The sequence below is a fragment of the Anaplasma capra genome, from assembly GCF_025628805.1.
GTDB lineage: Bacteria > Pseudomonadota > Alphaproteobacteria > Rickettsiales > Anaplasmataceae > Anaplasma > Anaplasma capra.
Genome location: NZ_JAOTBG010000002.1, coordinates 100,191 through 118,495, shown reverse-complemented (window position 1 = coordinate 118,495; position 18,305 = coordinate 100,191). Strand labels below are relative to the sequence as shown.

Here is an 18,305-nt window from a genome sequence, read left to right as displayed (position 1 = left end):
GCGATTGTGTTTTTGTGGGCTTCAGGCTCTTTGCGTCTCCCGGTTTTCCCATCTTCGCCGAGATCTCTGCTGAATAACCGGGTGGTTTTGGTGGTTTTTTTGTTCTATTCCGGCAACTGGAGAGTCGCGTTTTTTGTAATATTCCCAAAATCCGCCTGAACTTATCATGAGGGATAAAGAGCGATGACTGATGGTGGCATAACCAGAGCTTGTACCAAGAAATTGGTGTTGTGTACCGGGTGACCCACAGAAGGGTCAATGTCCCGCGCAATCGCATATTTCTACTGCTTTGGTGGATTTTCAGATTTTCCTGGCGACACGCATGTTGCGGCTTCTGCTTTGTCTTGGGCTTTCTCTAGCGCTGTTATACGATCCAGATGTCTTGTCTGTGTTGTAGTGTCGAAGTTTGGTACTGTTGCACATATGAAACATGGATCATATTGTGTGTGCTTGTCACAACTCTTTCTCCCGCTTTTGTGTGTCCTACCTTTGCATGGGATAGAGGTCACTGTTCGTCATCGGGCACTCTGCGCTCAATGGGACAGTTACCAAACGTGGCAATAATATGAAGCCAACTGGTGGCTAGTCGAGGGGCGCTCCACGTTATCCCCCGGGGGTTTGTTGAACCTCGAGTGCAGTATAACAAAAGCATATGGTAGGAGCTGCATCGTGGGGAGAGAACCCTCTGAGGAGCCTCGCACAGTGAGGTTTTTGCAATAATAACTAGTCGTACTAGTAACTAAAAGAGCACATCTTGACAAAAAACACTTGCAGCATTTAAGCAAACTGTGTAGACTTTCCACTCAGTGGGGAGCTTGGGTGGCTTTGTTCTACCAAGATAAAGTGTGTGTGTGTTACCTAATGGTTATGCATTGACCGTAGAACAAAGCCCCAATCGCCCAATTAATTTCTTAATCGGACTGCCCGCATTGTATCCGGAGTGTCTTCCTTAGTCAATAGGGATATTTCGTTTTTGTGCTAGGGCCGTACTTTATTATTTGTGTCGCCCGTTCTTACTTGAAGTGAGGTGCGGTTTTTCTGGTGCTGTTCGGTAACGGTTTCCGCGATGATCGGCGGTTTGATGTCATTTATTACGACAGCGAAGAGGTAGCTTTTTCGTAATTTGCATTATATTTCGGGGTTTGTTCCGGCAGCTTGTGTACACCCACTACATAACGTATAGGAGTAGGGGCTACATCTACGCGGTCTTTGTATAAACTTTTTGTATAGGCTCATATTGAAACGGGGAGGTGGTATCGCGGAGGGACACGGTATCAGTGCTTACCTAAAGCCAGTTTGGTTCCGGATGCTTGTGTATATGCATGAGTAAATAGGTGGTTGTGTTGTGAACTTCTCACTTCTCCGTGCTTCGTATTTTTTCTCATTTGCAACGGGACCAGTGCCGCGCGATGCGTGATGTATGGCCGCATTTTGGTGTCCCTCTAGGGGGTTTTCCTATCCTTTTTAAATGTCTTGTTGAATATAAGATCAACATGCCTTGTGTAGTAATCTAGATTTGATAGTGAGTCCAAAACTCCGGGTTCTACTCTTTTTTCAAACAGTTTGTGAGCCTTAACGTTTTCTATAAAGTCACTGCCATTATCTAGCACATTCATGGCGCTGTCTTGCACGATTTTATATGCATCCTCTCTGCTCATACCGGAATCCACCAGAGCTAACAAAACACGCTGCGACAGCATAATACCCCTGGATGAGTCCAGATTTGCCTGTATCTTCTCTTTGTGAATCTTCATATCGCGCAATATATGCGCAAGGCGCACAAGCGCAAAGTTCAGAGTTATACAAGAATCTGGTGCTATAAATCTCTCTACTGAAGAGTGCGAAATATCACGCTCGTGCCACAACGCAACATTTTCCATTGCAGGAATCACGTAACTACGCACCATCCTGGAAAGACCAGTCAGATTTTCACATAAAATGGGATTTTTTTTGTGAGGCATGGCGGAGCTACCCTTCTGCCCCGGTGAAAAAGGTTCCGTAACTTCCAAAACTTCTGTTTGTTGCAGATGGCGAAGCTCTGTGGCGACTCTTTCTATTGATGAAGCTATTACACCAAACGTTGCAAAGAGCATTGCGTATCTGTCTCTAGGTATTACCTGAGATGCTGTAGTCTCTGGTACAAGTCCCAACGCCTCAGCAACATACTCCTCTACCGACGGGTCAATATGTGCAAAGTTACCCATGGCGCCGGAGATCTTGCACACGGATACTTCCTGCTTCGCGCTCGTCAGACGTCTGTGATTGCGCTCAAATTCCGCGTAGAATCTTGAGAGCTTGAGCCCAAATGTTATGGGTTCTGCGTGCACGCCATGGCTCCTGCCCACACACAGCAAATATTTTGTCTCTTCCGACCTTTGTTTTAGCACTCGCATGACATCTTCAATGTTCCTAAGTAGGATGTCACAAGATTGTTTTAACTGCAGAGAGAGGCATGTATCCAGCACGTCAGAACTGGTCATGCCGTAGTGTAAGTATCTTACGTCTGTGTTTGAGGATTTTGCTACATAGGAGAGGAAGGCTATGACGTCGTGCTTCACCTCCGCTTCTATAGCCTTAATCTCGTGTATGTCGAACCCGTCTTTTAAATTGCGCAACCCATCAAGCACATGATTGGGGACTATCCCCAACTTTGCCTGTGCCTCGCAGGCGAGACCCTCTATAGTCATCCAAATTTTGTATTTGGTTGCTTCCTCCCAGATTTTTACCATCTCCGGGAGACTATAGCGCTCAATCACATCCAGCACCAAAGTTTAATGGATTAATATGCAGCAGATCTGCTGTCTTTGCAATAAGATCAGCCCGCCTTGTTGATGCATAACAAGGTGTTTTGCTTTGCATTGTGTTGAGCTGGGGTCTGTAAACCGGGTCAAATGCGTGCCAACCGATGCTCCGGCCAATGGTTGTGGCCAAATCAGCGGTCCAATTAATTTGTGTGGTACCCATTTGGTAATTTTATTTTCTTGATTCATGATTTGTGCTCATTTATCATTGGGCGCTGTGGTTGCGGGAGTAGCTCAGTGGTAGAGTATAACCTTGCCAAGGTTAGGGCCGAGGGTTCGATCCCCTTCTCCCGCTCGTGCCTTTTGTCTATTTGGTGAATGTGTGGTAACTGCCAGCTAAGTGCCCGGCAGTTTTGCGGGAGTAGCTCAGTGGTAGAGTACGACCTTCCCAAGGTTGGGGCCGAGGGTTCGATCCCCTTCTCCCGCTCTCTTTTTGCCCACCCCACCTCGAATGCGGTGGCTTTCCTTGCCGTTTGACCTGCGTGGTGCACTATCTTGATTTTTAACACCATTGGAGCGAGACTTACGCTCTAAGCGTATAGTTCAAGCGGGTTTTGTGTCTTGTGAGAAAAAATCTGGCCGATAGATTTCGCATCGCGCGCGGTGCGGTCAAGCAAGCTGTTGACCGAGTTCCTAGTGGTGTGTCTGGAATCTATAAAATGCTGGGTGCTGACGGTGTGGTCTTGTATGTGGGAAAGGCTAAGGACCTCAGAGACCGGTTGCGTAGCTACTACAATTTTAACCAAATGTCAGACAGGATCTTGGCAATGTTGGGCCATGTGGCTGAGCTCGATGTTATTGTCACACAAAGTGAGGCAGAAGCCCTACTGCTGGAGGCTCGGCTCATTAAGACCCTAAAGCCGAAGTACAATATAATAATGAGGGACGATAAGTTCTACCCATACATTCTTCTCTCAAAGCACGGATACCCGCGTATTGTCAAATACAGAGGGAGAAAGTTAATTGGTCTTGGGAGGTATTACGGGCCCTTTATATCTTCATTGGTAGTCAAGCGAGTAATATCTGCGATCAGAAAGGCATTTCAGCTCAGATCGTGTTCTGACAGTTTTTTCGCTTCTCGCGATAGACCGTGCATTGAGTATGAGATACGAAATTGCTCGGCACCGTGCACCCGAAAAATCTCCGAGGAGGATTACGCGAAGTCGGTAAACATGGCGCACAGGGTTCTAATGGGAAAGAGCAAAGAGCTGCAAAAAGAGCTATTTGATTCCATGTGTAAATTCAGTGACGACCAAGATTATGAGAGCGCCATGGTCTGCCGTGATAGACTCCAAGCTCTTAAATCTATTCAGGAGTGTGCCTCGTTCCAAACAGGGATCCCCGGTGATGCTGACTTTGTGTCAATTTACGGGCGTTCCGGAACATACTGCTTGCAAGTCATTTCTCTGCGGGGGGGTATAAGCTATGGTAGCCAACCATATTTTGCCGATGATATAGGTTACGATAGCGAGTCAGATGTGTTAGGCATGTTTATGCTGCAGGTTTATGGTGACCCACCTGATAGGGTGTACGTTGACTGTAGCGCCGACTATTGTGAGATTATAAGTTTGGCATTAGAGGGGTTATTAACGCGTAAGATTGAGATTCTTACCGCAAAATCTCATGAAGAAGTAAAGTTTCTGAGATTGGCACGTAACGGTGCTATGGAGGCCTTGAATCACAAATTACGTGACGATGCACTGCCTGCTGAGCTGAAAGAATTTGCTGAATTTTTTAGACTTCAACGCCTCCCCGAGAGGATAGAAGTGTATGATAATAGCCACATTTCTGGTACGCACCCGTTTGGTGTCATGGTGGTTTGCGGTAGATACGGGTTGTTGAAGAGGGAATATCGCAGGTTTAAAATTAAAACGGTGCTCAATGGAGATGACTGCTCAATGATGCACGAGGTGCTCTCTAGAAGGTTTTGTGGTGAGGACTTGTCAGTACTGCCTGATTTTGTGTTGATAGATGGGGGCAAGGGGCACATTTCTGCAGTTGTCCGCGTACTTGGTGATTTAGGTATCCCATTTGCATGCATGGCAAAGGGCCAGAATCGTAATGCGGGGGAAGAAGTGTTCTATCTACACAGTGGAGAAAAGTTGCACTTAAATCCGGATAGTAGGCTAATGCTATACATGCGCAAAATACGCGATGAAGCGCATAGATTTGCGATTACTTCTCACAGGAATAGCAGAGATAGGGAGCTATCATCAGCCATTCTGTGTGCCATACCCGGAGTTGGTGGTACTAAGAGAAAGGCCTTGATCACGTATTTTGGTTCGATAGACCACGTAAGGCGCGCAAAGGCTGATGAAATAAGCAAAGTTCCGGGGATAAGCAGCAAGTTGGCCCAGAGAATAGCGGAATTTCTAAAGCGTGATTCTACATAATTCCGAGTTAGTGCTGTGTGACGTGCTGTAGAGGAACTAAGCGAGGCTGGCATGAGTGAAGGTGATATACATAGCGGTGACACTGTACAAAATGCCTTGGTCCGTATTTTTGTGTTTGTACCTAGTTGTACAAACCCCCACTGGTTTCCCTTACTGTTGCCTGGTGTACTCTCCCACAATTTTCCAAGCTTCTCTTATAGTCATACTACCAGATGCATTTGTGATGCGCATACCATGTATTTCTGATGCGGGTGTGGCTCGTGTTGCTCCCTGAGTCTTTGGACGAGCGCCGCCCGCTGTTCCAGATTTGGTGGCTGTCTGTGCGCCAGTACTTGTTGCTTGTTGGGTGCGAGGTCGCCCCCCTGCAGTGGAAGAGGCTGCAACGCGGCTCTTGGTGATGCCGTCGCTGCCACTACCCACAATAAATGTTTCTTGATAACTCTTCTGTGCTCCCCCAGCGCTGGTGCCGTGACCAGCATCAAATTTTGGTGTGCTTGCTTTTGCGTTACCTTTAGGGTGACTGCGACTTCCGGCAGTTCCACTTCCGGTGCCAGCGCCTACAGAACCTGGACCCGGGGCTGCCGCTTTACGTGCTGCCGCGGTTTGCTTTTGTACGTTGCGTTGCGCGGGCTTGCTTGCTGCTCTGGATTGGGTAGGTTTGGTGGCGGGCACACCTTCGTCGGGAGCCTGCTCGCTGCCGTTGAGCTCAGACCAAGCTTGCTCCGTGCTCTCAATAAACTCGTCTATCCCCGTGTCATCGTCTTCTAAAGTTGTCTGTCCTACGAGATCTGACAGAGCGCGCTGCGTTTTCTCCACAAACCTCGTCATGTCTTCACTATCTGCATTTGCAAATAGATTGCGCAGCGCCTGCTCTGCTGCCGCAGCACTATCCGAAAATTCCACTGCGCCATCACCCGGTTGTGTTCCTCCTTGTGCGAGCTGTGAAAGAAATGTCTCGCCTGCGGATGCTAGACCTCGCATAGGACGTGCAGATCCTCCACTAGCTCCTGGGGGCGGCGCGTCTACTGCCAAGTCGCTTATGCTCAACGTATCCTCGTCTTTCTGTGCTGCGGATCTTGCTCGGCCTTTTCCTCTTTGCTGGGTACCACCGGCTGTTTTTTTGCTGAGCTGCTGCCTTACCTGTGATAGTGATGCCTCCCCTTTATGTAGCTTGTTGAATACTTCTTCCGCTTCTTCTTCTTTTAATACGGGGTCTTCTTCCGGTGGTGATCTCAGCAGCGCAGCGAGTGCTTCTGCCCTTGCAGCATCATCTTCTTCCAGTATAGCCTTGACAAGCGAACCCCACTGGTCAGATGGCTTCTTTGAGCCAGGTTCAGGAGTGCTGGCACTAGCGCCGCCTGTGTCCCCAGCATGTTTAGCTGCGCCGCTCACTCCCGCTGCTCCCCTTGAGGTGACATCTTGTCGAGTATGTCCGGATGTACGCCCACTGCAAGTACTGGCAAACTGCTGGTCGAATGGAGAAAGGCCAAACGGGTTGCTGAACGTCTCACTAGACTCTAAAAAGCCAAGGAACGTACTACGGCCTTCAGGGGTATCTAAGTTCTTTGCGAGATCACGTATATCACTGTTAGCGAATGGGTCGCGATTTCTATCCCACCCTGTTATTTTTTGTTTAAGGTTGCTGATTGACGCTTTGACCGCACTAGACACAGAACTCTTGATTTTCTTGTCATTTACGCTATTGAGGCCAGGAATTGCTTGATCTCCAAGTTCTTCCGCTCGTTTCAACATGCCCAGCATCGCTCCACGCTGCTCATCCGTCATGCTGGCTATTAGCCTATCGAAGTACTCGTCCTCAAACTTATCAATTGCCTCCTGAGACTTTTTTTGTTCTTCAGCACTAAGCTGCGCAAATTTCGCAGTTGAAATCTCGAGCGCGCGGTTCTGCGCATCGGTAAGTTTTTTGTTCCATAGGGCCAGGAATGGGTGCTGCGCTTCCAGTGCATCCAATATTACTTCTTCCTCTGTTTTTTCTGCTTTACCCGCACTACCACCTTTCTTCTTTGCGGGTTTCTGCTCTTCGTTGCGGAAGACACCTCCCAGTTCTTCAATTAATTCCGCTATTTTATCTGTGCTTATATCTTCTTCCGCGTCATGCGCTGTGTTCTCGACGATTGTCCTCCACTTGCGTTCCGCCTCCAGGCTCAGGCTTTTTAATCCGCCATCTACTGTGAGATCGATTCCAAGATCTTTGTATTGGTCCTTGCCGAAGTGCTTTTCCAGTATGGTTTGTAAGCGTTCTTGGGCAACTGAGGGCTCCTCTTGCATTGCCATCGCAACGCTTAATTCAATGATTGCCTGTTGACTTAGGCCGGTTTTCATCAGTGATTCCAGCGCCACGATTTTACCTGAGGCCACGTTGAGTGCTCCAAATCTGGACCCGATTATCAAGTCAGGAATAAGAGAGACTAGAATGTCTCCAGCAAGTACCCCAGTACTTAATGCCGGTTGGCCACTTGCGATCTCAAACAACAGTAGAATTGCAGGGGCAGTTATCGCCTTAACACCATCGGTCCAGAACATTTTCTCAAATTCTCTGGTGTACTGCACTTGTCCATGCAACCTTGCATGGATCACTGGCCCGATCCATGCCCCAATTCTTGCGGTTTTCATTAGGAAGTTGAGCGCCATTGATGCAGCAGACGGCATATGAAAACCTGCGGCATGTAGCGCAAGCTCAACCCCGAGAGCGGCAAAACAGCACAGAATACTGACCTTATTGTTATACGTAAAGTCCGAATTATCCCTCCTGGAGGTTGCGGCAATGGCAACTTCATAAGCGTTGCGAACTTTTGATGGTTGTTCAATCAATGAGAGTGGCAGATATAACCGGTATAGGCTCCACCCAAGTGCGGCAGTTAGGGCACTACATTTTATGTGAGGGGTAGCACCCAGCATGGTATTCATGATAAGTTTTATACCCATGGATGCGATAAGGGGGGACCACATGCTGGGTGGCTTGAATTCCTTTTCGTCCCCTGATGCTTCAATATATTTCCTAATCCATGAAGACTCATATCCGCCGAACATCACCCTTGGGAAGGAGATATACATCATTGCGGTTGAAATTAATGTTGCAGGTACCGCAACAGGGCTCGCGAATTCTACTGCCGTGTCTGCAAATTGGGCAGCCAATTTTGCAAATCCCTCTGCCCCACCAGCAGCAGCAGTCGTTGCTGCGGTAGCGGCTGCCGCTGTTGCGGGCAGCGCAGCAGCTTCGATCCCCGCAGCACTAGTAAGTCCTAGCGCTTCTCCTACGTTCTTTATACCCTGCGAAGCTAATAGTGACAATTGCGGGATCTGAGTTGCGAGTGCGACCGCGGCCCCGCTCCACCCTAGGACAGTGCCAGCCGTTACTGCTGCTGGAGCAGCTCCACCGGTCCCTATACTTGTGGCAATCATCGATGCGACCATGAACGACAAGTATATCCCTAAGGTTATATTAGACATACTCGCAACTTTTCTGCACACCTTAAGGAGCTTCGACAATTTTGGGTTGGCTGCTTCGAATGCCTTGACCGCTGCTTGTCTAATCTCCTCTACATATGTTGAGAGCAGCACACAACCGTATAAAAGCGCTGCGCACTTCCTCTCCTGGTTGAACATGTTTACTAGTTCTTCGTTGTCGGGGCACCGCTCTTCGACTTCTAAGCCCTTTTGTCTTCTCGCGATTATGTATGCAATGGCCAGTGACCGCATAAGTAACCAGTCAGGCGACAGGATCCTATAGTCTTGCCCGATCAAGATTTCAACTGCTGATTTTGCTGCATCCTCCTTGGTGCTGCTAGCTGTTCCATAGCTAGCAAGGGTCGCTGCTTTGGGTTTGGCATTTTTATTACGTTTCGGGTCCGCTTCTATCATTGCCCTTTCAAGGGGACCAACATCTTCTGTTAGACTCCCATTTACGGGATCGACTTTTACGTAGTCGTATGTTATCTCGCCCCTCGATTTTGCGACTAATTCTTCGAGAAAGTCTGTGAATGTGCTAAGGTCTGATAGAGATCCATCGATAACGCCGGCTTTGAGTGCATTTCGAAACTCTATGAGTATGCGGGCGAACGCTGGTGAGCGCCCAGGCCCGGGACGTATGTAGTGCTCTCTAACTTCCTCGTCCGCCAAGGAGAGCACATTCATGAATGGGGACCCTACGTGGGCATCCGTATATCCACTTGAGATTTTTAAGAGATAATCTTCGGTTACGAAGATTGACAGACTGTGGGCATCCTGTGGCTTTGGTATGGTAATCTCGCGCAGTTTTTGGGCGAGCTGCCCCTTGACACCTTTCCAAGGCTTGTGCTCCTCCATTGTTTTTTGAAGCAGCGCGATGAGTGCTTGCTCCGTTGCGTCAATAAGCCTTTTCGGCATGGCTGGCGTCGTGGTTCGTTGGCTTGTGTTTTTTGGGGTTGGGTGCACTCCCCCCCCCCCCGTGGTTCGGAAGGTCCGCAAAGCGGTTTTTTCAGTCATCTGCTACTTCAGCAGCCAAAGATGATGTGTTACCGCCTAACGAGACCAACGCCGGATTGTACCACACACGAGGTGTATTGTCAAGATATGGTACCTACGCACACGTGTGCAGTGACATATGTAGCATTACACCGTGTACAGAGGGCGAAAACGGCGACCCAGGAGGACGGCGCGAAGGAGATAGTGCGGAGAAAGGACCCAGCAGCTGCGCGCGCAGCTGCTGGTGCCAACTAGCCATAAACCACATCCGGAGTGTACAGCAATATCGTAACGCATGCAACCGTTACGTGCTGTGTTGTACCTGTAGTTACCGTTCATAGGCCATTACAGCTTCACGCTAGCCAATGACTTTTTTTGAAGTATGACCAAAACATTACTGACAATGATACTAGAGAATTTCTCCGTAGTTTATGGTTAGGATTTTGCTACCGGAATCCAGCACAATCGCTCCCAGCATGTCTATATCCACAAATCGCCCCTCCACCGTTCCCTTGCTGTTGGTCATGATGCAGATTTTATCTCCTAGTTTGGGCCCTCTGTTCAGCCACAGACTTCTTAGATGCGAGAATCCCATGTCTGTCAGAATGTTTAGGAGCTTGTCTAAGTTTTGTAACACCATGTCTAAGAGCTCTAGATTCGACAACTTAAACTCTGGGATATGGGCTTTCAGCGAGGTTGCGTACGTGGGGGGAGCGTACATGTTTACTCCTATTCCACATACGGCCCAGTCTACGGTGCCACCTACCATCTTTGTCTTGATCAGTACACCGGAGATCTTCTTGTTATCTACTATAACATCGTTGGGCCATTTGTACCGGATCAGAGCCTTTTTCTCGCTGCAAGTGTGTGTTTCGAAGATCTGCTCTATTGTGATTCCTACTGCCAACGATGACACAAAGGACAGCTCTGCAACCTGTAAGTTTCTCCTGATTATGGCACTGAAATACAGATTTCCCTTTGGGGAGTGCCACTCCCTCCCGTGTCTTCCGGTTCCTGAGATCTGCTCGTCTGCCACCACCACTGTGCCGTCTAAGGCCCCGCTATGCGCGAGCTCTATGGCATCCGAGTTAGTGCTGTGTGACGTGCTGGCGTGGCGTATAACAAACTTCATTGTTGTTTAAAAGTCTAACTGCGCGTAATGTACCGGGGGTGTAAAGCCCGGTATTCTGTCTCCGAGAATTTGGGAGAATGATGGCTTGGATTTTACCAGGGAATACCACTCCTTGAGTGTTGGGCTGAGGTCCCAGGGGAAAATGCCCACGTAATCCAGTAAGGAGATGTGTGCGGATAATGCTATATCGGCGAGGGTAAACTCACGGGATGCGAGCCACCCATTAGTGTCTATTAGGTGTTCCATATACCTGACATGGGACTGAAGATTCGCCATGGATGCCCTAATCAAGCCAGGGTTAGGGCTCCCATGTTTTGTGTACTGCTTGGCGATTTTCTCATTTATCACATATCTGGTCACTTCATGATAGAACCTGCAATCCACCCAGTAAACCAGCCTGCGAACCCTGGCACGTTCATAAGGGGACTTCCCCATGCGCGAAGGCTCGCCGTCGCATATTTCTTCAATGTACTCACATATGGCCTGGCTGTCGGCTATCACATTCTGCCCGCTAACCAGCACCGGGACTTGGCACACCGGATTCAACTCCACAAACTCCCTTCTCCTTTTCCATGGATTTTCCTCGACTAGGGAAAAATCCACCCCTTTTTCTCTCAAAAAGACTCGCACCTTTCTGGAAAACGGGCATGACGGGAAGTGATATAGAATGTTAGCCATCCAGCGGAATGCCTGCTAAGTAAACCCTGCATCAATACCACATTGGAGCCAGGAGCACAACAATGCCCTGGCCCAACGCAAGGACTGTAGATCTTACTTGCCTTTCCACTCATCTATTAGAGAGAGAGTGGCTCCATCCTCAAAGCCTGTTTCTGGCACGTCTAGAGCGAGAATCCTGCTCTGTGGTATGCAAGATGGGCCGCAAGCCGCGAAGCTAACGTTCAGTCTCACTTGCTTTACGCCTTCAGCGATCTCAAATGTTACTGGGAACACCACGGTGCCCGAGTACACACGGCTGTTTAGAGTCTTACCGTTGGCCTTGTCTGTGACTTCAGAATGCTTTGGCCAGTGCACATTGTGCTTTGTCACTTCCTCGCTCTCAAAAGAAAACACGGTTGGCATGCCGGTATCCCCGGGTTCCTGGGCGCATATGTGCCACCCCGATTCAATATCAAACGTCACAGCAGCACTTACAACGTTACCGGTAACTGAGCCTACGGCAGCCTTAGTGTTCACATGGTTCAAGTATTTGCCATCATCAGCATGCGCAACTGGCGCGCAACACAGCAAAAGCGAGAGTTGTAATACAGCAAAACGCATAAAAATACCCATAGGAAGCCTCATATCACACGTTACTAGGCCGTAAGATTAGCCCCTTTTTTTCTGTTTTGCAATGGTTGGGGCTATCTCATTTTTTTGTGCTACGCAGTGGGGGATTTGCAATTTTGTGCAATGAGTGCGCTTGTGTACTGAATAAAAATTTTTGTAATTTTGTGTGGGGAACCCTAAATAATGTGATACGTGCAGTCGGATTTGCATGAGACAAAGGGTGGTTGCGCACCTGGCCTTGCGGCGTGTATGGGTGGTGATTATGGCGCTTCCGCCATTGTGATGAGGGGCATTGATTTGGGTGTACTTGTGAATAAATGTGGTGGGTGGTACCATGGCTGGTGTTGTAGTCGGTGGTGAGACTGTAGTGGAAGGATTAAGACTGGATAATGTATCGCACAAGTACAGGAAAACAGATTTCCTGCTCAGTGTTGATTGTTTTTCAGGGAGCAAGGGGGAAGTTATATGTTTGCTCGGCCCTTCCGGGTGTGGGAAATCTACGATTTTGAAGTTAATTGCTGGCCTGGAAAGGCTGCGTACGGGCACGATAACGGTTAACGGTAGAACGCTAAGCGATGTTCAGAGCAATATACACATTCCCACAGAGAAAAGGAATGTGGGGCTGGTATTCCAGCACCCATCGCTGTTCCATCACCAAACTGTCGAGGAAAATGTTGCATTTGCGATAAGAGATCAAAACAGGGAGAGAAAAGCCCAGCAAGCGCTGCATATGCTAAATTTGCTCAACATGGCTGGCTACAAGGATGCATACCCCCATATGCTTTCCGGAGGGCAACAGCAGCTTGTTACGATCGCAAGAACCATGGCCCAAAGGCCGGAGATATTTCTACTGGATGAGCCCTTTTCTAATCTTGATGCTATATTGAGATCTAGGATTAGGACAGAAGTGCTGTCCATAATAAGGCGTGAGCGCATCACCACCCTTCTGGTGACACATGATCCGGAGGAAGCACTAGAAGTTGCAGACAAGATCTACATAATAAGCGAGGGGAGGATAGTGCGGTGTGGTACCCCAAGCGAGATATACAATAATCCTAAAGATGTGCACCTTGCGCAATTTTTTGGAAAATCAAACTACTTCGAATCCGTAGTACACGACATGAAAGTTCAAGTGGCCGGGGTTGGCAACATTGATGCAAGCTCGTTTGGAAATGGTAACAGAGTTGCTGTGTACATACAGCCTGAGGCGATTACTTTGCAGCAAAGTGGGGGAACTCAGGCAATGGTAAAACTTGTGAGGTTTTTTAACAGTATGATATACATAGAGGTTAGCGGTTGCGCTTACTGGATGAAGTTTACCGGTTCTGTTTTACCAGAAGTAGGTGATGTGATATCCGTGTCTTTTGATTTTAGCAAGGTCTCGTTGTTTAGATTGTGATTTGTTTTGGGGTAGTGCGATGAGTTTGGGTCCGTGGCAGATTTTCTTGATATTCCTGATAGTTTTGGTGCTGTTTGGTGCCGGTAAGTTGCCCCAGGTTATGAGTGATCTTGGGAAGGGCATTCGTAGTTTGAGGAAAGAGCTAAAAGATGGTAAGCTGGCGCACAATAGCGACGAGCCGAATCACTAGCTGGGGCAATCCTCCTGTGATGTAGTCTAGCGCTTCTTCGGTGTTTCGTGGTTGACGGCGTTCTGGGTGCGCGATTTTTGTTGATATGGACATCAGTAAGTTAATAAATCTCTTTGCCAGACTTCCAGGTTTGGGGCCTGCGTCTTCGCGCCGTATAGTTCTGCATTTGTTGAGGCATAGGCAGGATATAATGGTACCGCTTGCTGCTGGGATTCGGGAATTAGAAATGCATACCAGGGAGTGCGCTATCTGCCACAATTTGGACACCGCCTCTCCTTGTGCTATATGCTCCGATGCAAGCAGAGACAGTGGTGTGGTGTGTGTTGTCGAGGAATTAGGTGACCTGTGGGCATTTGAGCGGGGAAAGATATACTCCGGTGTTTATCATGTGCTTGGTGGGGTTCTGTCCGCGCTTGAAGGCATTGGCCCAGAAGACCTAAATCTTGGCGGAATTTTAGAGAGGATACACACACAAGGGGTGAAGGAGCTAATAATTGCAACAAGTAACGATATGGACGGCCAAGTCACCTGCAACTATATAGCACAGATGGTAAAGGGTACCGATGTGAAGGTCACCAGACTTGCGTGTGGCATCCCACTTGGTGGGGAAATAGACTATCTAGATGAAGGCACGCTTCGCGTTGCTTTGTCCTCAAGGTATGTTATTGCTTCTTAGCCTGAGCCCGGCTGCGAGCGAATTACACGCCTTTCTGGGGGAATGGTCTGTATTCTTGCGAAGACTGATCTATACCCTGTTGAAGGCAGTCTCGGAAACCATCGGCGATTGCCCGCATCATCTTAAAGTACCCGTCCTTTCCGGGTCCTATGTCGCGCCCAAGCGGGTCTAATGTGTATGTTTTCTTTTTGCCCACCAGCCTGTAACGCGATGCCCCGTGCTGCGAATCGGCGAATATGCACCGTACGTTATGTAGTTTGACTGCCCTTTTTGCGAACGCCAGCCTTCTCGCCGTAATACCAGAAGCATGTCCGCCGCTACCTGATAAAGCAGCTACGAAATTCAACCCAAAATATCTATCAAAGTACTGATAGGCGTCATGCTCAGCCATATATGGGACGTCCTTCACGGGTGCCAACGCTGCGCCAATTTCACTTATCATGTCTTGTATTCTTGCGAGTGCGACCTCCGCGTTGCGCTTGTACACGGGGGCATTTTCCGGATCTTCCTCGGACAATGCCGTACAGATCTTTCGTAGCATCTTGCTTGCGTTATCTGGGTTTAGCCATATGTGTAGGTCTTTCTCGTGCGTATAGCGCCCTTTGATTCCCCTTTCTGCTAGCAGTTCCACTTCGTCTGATAGCCTTACCAGCCTTCTTCCTGCCTTGTGACCCAACCGGCTCACAAAGGATTCCAGCCTATCGTCAGTGTAGAACACTATGTCCGAGGAGTTAAGCTTTGCCACATCCGAGGGCTTCAGCACACAGTCATGTACGCACGACGCCCCCGTTGCCGGCAGCACGGGCTCTGTGACTCCATGCACAACTGCGCTTACTAGAAAGTATACGGGATTTATGGTTGCAGCCACCCTCGGAACGGTATATCCTGCTACCGGTAGCAGCATCGCGAGTGCTGCTATAAGCGGGGTTACGTGCCTTTTAATAGCCAACATAACGGAAAGTCGACAGCAGTGGGGAGAGAAGAATCAAGAGCTCCAGGCCATACAATACTTATGGCCGACAATCTAACACTATTTTACGGGGATAACAAGGTAATAGATAGCATTAGCCTCTCAGTGAGGTTTGGGGAGATAGTGACTATTTTAGGCCCTAATGGGGGCGGAAAAACCTCTTTGGTGCGCATTCTAGTGGGAATAAGTAGGGGCAGCTATACGGGTACTGTAGATTATTTTGGTGAGCGGGGGATTGGCTACTTACCACAACATCCTGAGGTCAATCGCTTAATTCCAATGACGGTTGAGTACTTTCTTCTGTGCACATACATGGGGCGACAGAGGGCTCCGGATCTCAAAAACGCTACGCAGTACATAGATGTTGACAGGCTGTTGAAACGCCAAGTGTCAGAACTTTCTGCCGGAGAGATCCAGTTGGTGCTACTTGCCAGATGCTTGATGATGAAACCGGATCTAATAGTTCTAGATGAGCCTGTAAGCTGTATGGACATTGAGGCGAAGAACAGTTTTTATCAGCTGATTGCACGATTGGTTGCAGAGTGCGGCGTAAGTGTTGTTATGACGTCGCATGATCTTCACTGTGTAATGTCGTGCTCAGATAGGGTCATTTGCATCAATCACTCGATACGTTGTGAGGGCACTCCCGAGGAAATCGCTGAAAGTGCAAAATTTCTGAGCGTGTTCTCAAGTAATGTTTAGCGTAGTAAGATGTTGTGCTAGGTTGCTACAGATAACTGCCGCTGTTCTTCGCCACGGCGTTCTCCCGTGTACAGGCTTCTTGTCGCTGGGGTTGCGCTCAAAAACCCGTGGAGAGCGGGTACGCATGCTTCTACAAAGCCTGGGTCCGACATTTATCAAATTTGGCCAGTTTCTTTCTACCAGAATAGATATAGTAGGGGAGGACATCGCCAAAAACCTTCTATGCCTGTGTGACGCGCTCCCGCCGTTTCCATTTGATGATGTTGTCAGGACTATTGAAGGAGATTTTTGCCGGTCCATTGACAACATTTTTCGAGAGTTTGACACAGTGCCGGTTGCTGCGGCAAGTGTTGCCCAGGTGCATAGGGCCAGAACTCTGGATGGTGAGCTAAAAGCAGTTAAGGTTCTTAGACCCGGAATAGAAGATGCCTTCCGTAGAGACATAAGGGTCATGCAATTGCTTGCGCGAGTTTTTGGGAGGTGCGAGAGGTTACAGAGATTTCGACTTAGGCAGTTAGTCGAGATGTTTTCTGGTATATGCAGATTAGAACTTGATTTGCGCTTCGAGGCCGCAAATGCGGAAGAGTTGCGGGAAAGTGTAAAGGCGGATTGTGCGGTATTTTACGTACCAAAGGTGGATTGGAATTGCACTTCTAGGCGTGTGCTGACACTGCAGTGGATAGATGCTATTCCGATTTATGAAATTGATAAACTGCGAAACCGCAAGTCCTTGGCTAGAAACCTGATCTTGTGTTTCTGTAACCAGGTATATAAAAACCGATTTTTTCATGCAGACATGCACCCCGGTAACCTTATGGTCGATAGCCACGACCGGATCGTTGCTGTAGATTTCGGAATTATGGGCAGACTTGACGAGGAAACTTGCGTCTATATATCCGAAATATTAATAGGATTTTTGAGTAAGGATTACCGTAGAGTTGCTGAGGCCCATCTTTATGCCGGGTACATTCCGGGACGGTGCGATGAGTTTGTCACTGCATGCCGCGCCATATGGGAACCCATTGCTGATATGAATGCGCAGGGTTTTTCAATGTCAGAATTACTGGCCCAGCTATTTAAGGTTACTGCCGAGTTTAATATGCAGGTGCAGCCCAAACTCCTTCTGCTGCAGAAGACTATGGTTTCAATTGAGGGTATCTGTAGGCAGCTAGCGCCTGATATGAATTTGTGGAAGATTGCGGAGTCATGGGTGCAGGAGCATGGCGATAACAGCGGGTATACTGAGAAATTTAGACGGTCGCAGTTGTACCGCTCTTTAAGAGGTTTTCAGGTACTGGCGTCCAAGCTCGATCGCAGCCTAGACGCGATAATTGCTCATAATAGCAGACAAGAATGCAAGCAAGCCAAGTACAGCCCTAATCCATTTTTGGTGCTGGTCATAGTTGTTCTGTTAGTTGTGCTGATCACAGCCAGATAAGCTGCTGTAGTGTGGGATTTGTGGATATAGATTGCCTTGTGCGTGTACCTACCAGGACGGACGCGATCATCTGGTATCCATTAGGCGGCTAGAACGGATATAAGCTTAACGCGAGAGATAGGGGTTGCAACCAAAATGTGCATAATGTCTCTACAGGACCGTTTTCCGAGCTTCCCGCCAGGCGGTGGGCTTAATTGTCATTCTCAACGTGCTTCTGGGGGCATGATTCTCCAAAGTGCTGCCAGCCAAACTTTCTGTGATCATAATTCAACAGCTGATTGCAGTGCCCAGAATTGCATCAGTTCTCAGAGCTGGGGACTACCCCCAATTGTATTCCAAATTCCTGACGTGTACCGGAGCCCGTACGGACAGCCCTGCGCCTGTCTCATGTTGGTATTTCCTACCAATCTGTGGGTGCACCTGAAGTTCTGGTGTCGTGCGCTGCAGGATTTGCGGCTTTTCCGCCAGTGTAAAGGGGGTGCGGTATAGGATCGAGCCTCTGCTTATGGAACAATTCTAAAAGATGGGAATATTCGCGTCCCTTGAACTGAAGATGTGCGATATGCTCGTGATGTATAGCGTTTGTGTGTTTTTTACTATAGGTTCCCGCTGTATAAGGCTGGATTCAGGGCCTCGGCTGGTTAGGTTTCCACGCGCTGCTGAGATCTTGGCTGAGATACGGGAAACATGCCCTATTATCCGCTTGGCTTATAGCTCTGCAATGGTTATTGCCGATATCTGCGTTGCGGTCTTAGCTATGCATAATGTGAATATGATGGTTCATTCCTTTAGCCTCTAGGTGGATACGTGACAGCGCGCCTCTGATGCGCTTGTACCGCGCGGGAATGGCAAT

At 48.5% G+C, this 18,305-nt stretch carries 12 protein-coding genes and 2 tRNA genes; 8 read left to right on the top strand and 6 right to left on the bottom strand.

What is annotated here, in order from left to right; all coding sequences use genetic code 11:
• Positions 1 to 1,442: 1,442 nt before the first annotated feature.
• Entirely contained in the window at positions 1,443 to 2,756 is a 1,314-nt protein-coding gene (gene purB, locus OC187_RS01065; protein WP_262997785.1) for an adenylosuccinate lyase, read from the bottom strand.
• 268 nt (positions 2,757 to 3,024) lie between these two features.
• Here purB and OC187_RS01060 point away from each other — a divergent pair.
• The 3 genes from OC187_RS01060 (at position 3,025) to uvrC (ending at position 5,194) form a co-directional block, all read left to right on the top strand.
• Positions 3,025 to 3,096 (top strand) — tRNA-Gly (locus OC187_RS01060).
• A gap of 60 nt (positions 3,097 to 3,156) precedes the next feature.
• Positions 3,157 to 3,228, top strand: a tRNA-Gly gene (locus OC187_RS01055).
• 136 nt (positions 3,229 to 3,364) lie between these two features.
• Complete coding sequence (gene uvrC, locus OC187_RS01050; RefSeq protein WP_262997786.1) at positions 3,365 to 5,194, top strand: excinuclease ABC subunit UvrC; 1,830 nt, start codon at positions 3,365 to 3,367, stop codon at positions 5,192 to 5,194.
• Between the two features lie 150 nt (positions 5,195 to 5,344).
• On the opposite strand, the gene cpg1 is transcribed toward uvrC, so the two are convergent.
• From cpg1 to OC187_RS01030, 4 genes are all read right to left on the bottom strand, one after another.
• Positions 5,345 to 9,580: a Cpg1 family polymorphic protein gene (cpg1, locus tag OC187_RS01045; RefSeq protein WP_263008500.1), complete on the bottom strand. Its 4,236-nt coding sequence runs from the start codon at positions 9,578 to 9,580 to the stop codon at positions 5,345 to 5,347.
• A gap of 487 nt (positions 9,581 to 10,067) precedes the next feature.
• The gene (locus OC187_RS01040) at positions 10,068 to 10,790 is read right to left on the bottom strand and encodes a biotin--[acetyl-CoA-carboxylase] ligase (RefSeq protein WP_262997788.1); all 723 of its coding nucleotides are present in this window, start codon (positions 10,788 to 10,790) and stop codon (positions 10,068 to 10,070) included.
• 6 nt (positions 10,791 to 10,796) lie between these two features.
• Entirely contained in the window at positions 10,797 to 11,468 is a 672-nt protein-coding gene (locus tag OC187_RS01035; protein ID WP_262997789.1) for a glutathione S-transferase family protein, read from the bottom strand.
• A gap of 93 nt (positions 11,469 to 11,561) precedes the next feature.
• Positions 11,562 to 12,068, bottom strand: a complete 507-nt coding sequence (locus OC187_RS01030; RefSeq protein ID WP_262997791.1) for a protein-disulfide reductase DsbD domain-containing protein — start codon at positions 12,066 to 12,068, stop codon at positions 11,562 to 11,564.
• A 343-nt stretch (positions 12,069 to 12,411) separates the two neighbouring features.
• Between OC187_RS01030 and OC187_RS01025 the strand changes: the two genes are divergently transcribed.
• From OC187_RS01025 to recR, 3 genes are all read left to right on the top strand, one after another.
• A complete protein-coding gene (locus OC187_RS01025; protein WP_262997792.1) occupies positions 12,412 to 13,476 on the top strand; it encodes an ABC transporter ATP-binding protein in 1,065 nt (354 codons plus the stop codon).
• Between the two features lie 19 nt (positions 13,477 to 13,495).
• Positions 13,496 to 13,666 carry a twin-arginine translocase TatA gene (gene tatA, locus OC187_RS01020; protein WP_262997793.1) on the top strand — a complete coding sequence of 57 codons (171 nt, stop codon included), beginning with the start codon at positions 13,496 to 13,498 and terminating at the stop codon, positions 13,664 to 13,666.
• 85 nt (positions 13,667 to 13,751) lie between these two features.
• On the top strand, positions 13,752 to 14,342 hold the full coding sequence (gene recR / locus OC187_RS01015; RefSeq protein ID WP_262997794.1) for a recombination mediator RecR: 591 nt from the start codon (positions 13,752 to 13,754) through the stop codon (positions 14,340 to 14,342).
• Positions 14,343 to 14,364: 22 nt separating this feature from the next.
• On the opposite strand, the gene OC187_RS01010 is transcribed toward recR, so the two are convergent.
• Positions 14,365 to 15,294: a metal ABC transporter substrate-binding protein gene (locus tag OC187_RS01010; protein ID WP_262997795.1), complete on the bottom strand. Its 930-nt coding sequence runs from the start codon at positions 15,292 to 15,294 to the stop codon at positions 14,365 to 14,367.
• A gap of 60 nt (positions 15,295 to 15,354) precedes the next feature.
• Between OC187_RS01010 and OC187_RS01005 the strand changes: the two genes are divergently transcribed.
• Together OC187_RS01005 and ubiB are read left to right on the top strand one after the other, a co-directional pair.
• Complete coding sequence (locus OC187_RS01005; protein ID WP_263008499.1) at positions 15,355 to 16,014, top strand: metal ABC transporter ATP-binding protein; 660 nt, start codon at positions 15,355 to 15,357, stop codon at positions 16,012 to 16,014.
• Complete coding sequence (gene ubiB, locus OC187_RS01000; protein WP_262997796.1) at positions 16,007 to 17,452, top strand: 2-polyprenylphenol 6-hydroxylase; 1,446 nt, start codon at positions 16,007 to 16,009, stop codon at positions 17,450 to 17,452. Before OC187_RS01005 ends, ubiB begins: the two co-directional genes overlap by 8 nt.
• Positions 17,453 to 18,305 lie beyond the last annotated feature (853 nt).

Bases quoted from the DNA above. Each gene is read 5' to 3' on its own strand.
- cpg1 (WP_263008500.1), bottom strand. From the start codon at position 9,580: ATGCCGAAAAGGCTTATTGACGCAACGGAGCAAGCACTCATCGCGCTG.
- OC187_RS01040 (WP_262997788.1), bottom strand. From the start codon at position 10,790: ATGAAGTTTGTTATACGCCACGCCAGCACGTCACACAGCACTAACTCG.
- OC187_RS01035 (WP_262997789.1), bottom strand. From the start codon at position 11,468: ATGGCTAACATTCTATATCACTTCCCGTCATGCCCGTTTTCCAGAAAG.
- OC187_RS01030 (WP_262997791.1), bottom strand. From the start codon at position 12,068: ATGCGTTTTGCTGTATTACAACTCTCGCTTTTGCTGTGTTGCGCGCCA.
- OC187_RS01025 (WP_262997792.1), top strand. From the start codon at position 12,412: ATGGCTGGTGTTGTAGTCGGTGGTGAGACTGTAGTGGAAGGATTAAGA.
- tatA (WP_262997793.1), top strand. From the start codon at position 13,496: ATGAGTTTGGGTCCGTGGCAGATTTTCTTGATATTCCTGATAGTTTTG.
- recR (WP_262997794.1), top strand. From the start codon at position 13,752: ATGGACATCAGTAAGTTAATAAATCTCTTTGCCAGACTTCCAGGTTTG.
- OC187_RS01010 (WP_262997795.1), bottom strand. From the start codon at position 15,294: ATGTTGGCTATTAAAAGGCACGTAACCCCGCTTATAGCAGCACTCGCG.
- OC187_RS01005 (WP_263008499.1), top strand. From the start codon at position 15,355: ATGGCCGACAATCTAACACTATTTTACGGGGATAACAAGGTAATAGAT.
- ubiB (WP_262997796.1), top strand. From the start codon at position 16,007: ATGTTTAGCGTAGTAAGATGTTGTGCTAGGTTGCTACAGATAACTGCC.